This window comes from Nonomuraea rhizosphaerae (assembly GCF_019396405.1).
In the GTDB taxonomy this organism is placed as follows: Bacteria; Actinomycetota; Actinomycetes; order Streptosporangiales; family Streptosporangiaceae; genus Nonomuraea; species Nonomuraea rhizosphaerae.
The window spans coordinates 1-3123 of sequence record NZ_JAHKRL010000035.1; the positions used below are offsets into that span (position 1 = coordinate 1).

The following is a 3123-nucleotide window of genomic DNA, read 5'->3' on the forward strand; positions in this document are numbered from 1 at the left end:
GACCGCGCCGGCGGCCCGCCGCCGCAGCGCCGCGGCCAGGGCGAACAGCAGCACCGAGATCCCCGCCGCGTACGGGGTGAACGCCACCACCTGGATCCACGGCCACAACGGCTCGTAAGGGGCGTATCGCAAGGCCGCCCACACCGTGAACGGCACGATCAGCAGCCACAGCAGAACGCTCACGAGGATTCGCACGCCCATGTATCACCACTGATGACCACATAAGTTCACGCATGAGATGGTGTGCTCCATGCACGACGCGCAAGCCCGGAACGCGGCGACCGAGGACGCGGAGACCAGGGTCCTGAACGCCATCGACGACGCCGAGGCCGTGAGCCTGCTGGCCGACCTGGTCAGGGTGCCCAGCGTGACGGGCACCGACGCCGAGTCCGAGCTGCAGCACCGCCTGGCCCGCCACCTCACCGAGGCGGACCTGGACGTGGACGTCTGGCGGCTCGACCTGGAGGACCTGGCCCGCCGCGAGGGCTTCCCCGGTATGGAGGCGCCCAGGTCGGAGGGCTACGGCGTGGTGGCCGTGACCGCCGGCGAAGGCGTCCCGGCGCTCGCGCTCCAGGGCCACGCCGACGTCGTGCCCATCGGCGACCCGGCCCGGTGGGCGGGCAGTGACCCGTTCGGCGCCCGGATCGAGGGCGACACGCTGCACGGCCGCGGCGCCTGCGACATGAAGGCCGGCCTGGCCGCCAACCTCGCCGTCGTGCGCGCCATCAGGAGATCAGGGGTGCGGCTGGCCAGGCCGCTGGCCGTGCACTGCGTCATCAGCGAGGAGGACGGCGGGCTCGGCGCGTTCGCCACGCTGGCCAGGGGGCACACGGCCGACGCGGCGGTGATCACCGAGCCGACGAGCGGCGCGGTCATCACGGCCGCCGCGGGCGCGCTGACGTTCCGGCTGGAGGTCGAGGGCCGCGCCGCCCACGCCGCCACCCGGTACGAGGGGGTCAACGCGATCGAGGTGTTCTGGCCGGTCTTCGAGGCGATCAGGCGCCTGGAGGGCGACCGCAACCGCGACGTCCCCTCCCTGTTCACCGGCAACGTGATGCCGTACCCGATCGAGATCGGCGCCGTGCGCGCGGGCGACTGGGCCAGCAGCGTGCCCGACCTGCTGATCGCCGAGGGCAGGGTGGGCGTCAAGCTGGGCGAGGACCCGGCGGCGGCGCGGGCCGCGTTCGAGGAGGCGGTGCGGTCGGCGGCGCACCCGTGGCTGCGCGCGCACCCGCCGGTGGTGACGTGGCCGGGCGGCCAGTTCGCCAGCGGGCGGCTGCCCGAGTCGCACCCCCTGCTGGCCGAGACGGCGGACGCGATCGCCGCCACGACCGGCGCGCCCCCCGCCGAGCGGGCCGCTCCCTACGGCAGCGACCTGCGGCTGTACGCGGCCGGCGGGATCCCGTCGCTGCACTACGGCCCCGGGGACGTGCGGTACGCGCACGCCCCCCGCGAGCAGGTCGAGCTGTCGGAGCTGCGCCAGGTCACACGAGCGCTGGCAAGGCTCGCGGTGCGCCGTTGCGGAACACTCTGAGCAGCGCCGCCGGGCTCAGCAGCGACGGCGGCGCCTCCAGCAGGTTCGCCACCCGGATGAAGCGCGTGGCCAGGTCGGCGTCGTGCGCGGCCGCCGGGTGGAAGCGGTCCAGGTAGGTGTTGACCAGCCGGATCCTGGGCGTGAGCTGCCCTTGCACGCCGGGCAGCCTCAGGTCGCCGCCGACCACGATGTCCCACGGCGCGTCGAGCAGCTTGGTGACGCGCCGGAAGAACGGCAGTGGCCGCACGTCCGGGTCGAGCAGGGCCCTGGCCTCCATCGCGGCCACGCTCATGCCCTGCCCGTAGAACGGGTTGAACGCGCAGACGGCGTCGCCGACGACCAGCAGGCCCTCGGGGAAGCGGGACAGCCGCTCGTACCGGTGCCGGACGCTGGCCGGGGTGTGGTAGCCGCGCGGCTCCCCGATCGGCTCGGCCATGGTGACCAGCTCGTACAGGTCGGGCGTGACCAGCGAACGGGCGTAGGCGGCGAACTGGTCCAGCGGCAGCGGCGGCCCGCCGTCGCCGTACCCGGCCATGGTGACCACCCAGCGCTCGCCCTCCAGCGCCAGCGCCACCCCGCCGCGCGGGACCTGCGGCGTGGGCGCCAGCAGGATCACCAGGTCGCCGTCCATCTGGTCCGGCCGGCGGCGGAACTCGCGCGTCCCGTAGCGCAGGTCGATCGTCACCCGCTCCTCGGCGGGGGGCTCGTAGCCCAGCTCGGACAGCCAGGACGGCGTGCGCGACCCCCGGCCGGTGGCGTCCACGACGAGGTCGGCGGGGATCGGGTCGCCGCCGGCCAGTCGTACGCCGCTGACCTGGCCCTGCCGGGCGAGCAGGCCGGTGACGGCGCGGTCGGGCAGCACCCGCACGCCGGGCAGGGCCGCGACGCGGCGGCGTACCTGGCCTTCGAGCAGGACGCGGCTGACGAACAGGCCGGTCAGGCCGCTGTCGGTGCGGGTGTGCTGGTGCCCGCCGTGGATCCAGCGGCCCCGGCCCAGGATGTCCCCTTCGAGCGCGCCCTGCGCGACCAGCTCGGCGGTCAGGCCCGGCAGCAGCTCGTCCATGGCCGCGCGGCCGGAGGCGAGCAGGCCGTGCGCGTGACGGCTCTGCGCGACGCCCTTGCGATGGGTGTCGGCGGTGGGCAGCGTGTCGCGGTCGAGCACGGTGACCTTGGCGTACCTGCGGTGCAGAGCGGCGGCGGACAGCAGGCCCGCCATGCTGGCGCCGATGACGACGGCGTGGTCCATGGATGTTCCCCCCTGGAAAAGATGCACTTTTCGGGTTAAAGGGTCATCCGGGGCGATGCTGGCTTCCACGTCCTTTGGCACGTTCCAGATGATTGTTCGGGAGCGTCGTTGTGACCTCCAGGCGAAATGGACTACAGTCCGTTTCGTGGACGACCAGAGAGCCGACGGGCCGCGGTCCGCTTCGTCGAGAGAGCCCCTGGAGCTGCTGCGGGCGCGGCCGGTCAGCGAGCGCGCGGACGCGGCCCGCAACAGGGAGAAGGTGCTGGCGGCGGCGGCCCGGCTGTTCGCCGAGAAGGGGGTGGAGGCCGTCTCGATGGACGCCGTCGCCGCCGAGGCGGGGGTG

At 74.1% G+C, this 3123-nt stretch carries 3 protein-coding genes and 1 pseudogene; 2 read left to right on the top strand and 2 right to left on the bottom strand.

Going from position 1 to position 3123, the window contains the following annotated elements:
• Positions 1–201: pseudogene (locus KME77_RS01640) on the bottom strand (endonuclease/exonuclease/phosphatase family protein); the annotation flags it as partial.
• Positions 202–250: 49 nt separating this feature from the next.
• Between KME77_RS01640 and KME77_RS01645 the strand changes: the two are divergent.
• Positions 251–1534 (top strand): ArgE/DapE family deacylase, encoded by a 1284-nt coding sequence (locus KME77_RS01645; protein ID WP_219460823.1) that lies wholly within the window; start codon positions 251–253, stop codon positions 1532–1534.
• Here KME77_RS01645 and KME77_RS01650 read toward each other — a convergent pair.
• Positions 1485–2780 carry an NAD(P)/FAD-dependent oxidoreductase gene (locus KME77_RS01650; RefSeq protein WP_219460826.1) on the bottom strand — a complete coding sequence of 432 codons (1296 nt, stop codon included), beginning with the start codon at positions 2778–2780 and terminating at the stop codon, positions 1485–1487. The genes KME77_RS01645 and KME77_RS01650 overlap by 50 nt on opposite strands.
• 205 nt (positions 2781–2985) lie before the next feature.
• Between KME77_RS01650 and KME77_RS28945 the strand changes: the two genes are divergently transcribed.
• Positions 2986–3123: TetR family transcriptional regulator (locus tag KME77_RS28945; protein ID WP_372451112.1), on the top strand; the 138-nt coding region annotated here is incomplete at its 3' end.

What these genes read in the sequence shown, in the direction of transcription:
- KME77_RS01650 (WP_219460826.1), bottom strand. Translation starts at nt 2,780, where the DNA reads ATGGACCACGCCGTCGTCATCGGCGCCAGCATGGCGGGCCTGCTGTCC.
- KME77_RS01645 (WP_219460823.1), top strand. Translation starts at nt 251, where the DNA reads ATGCACGACGCGCAAGCCCGGAACGCGGCGACCGAGGACGCGGAGACC.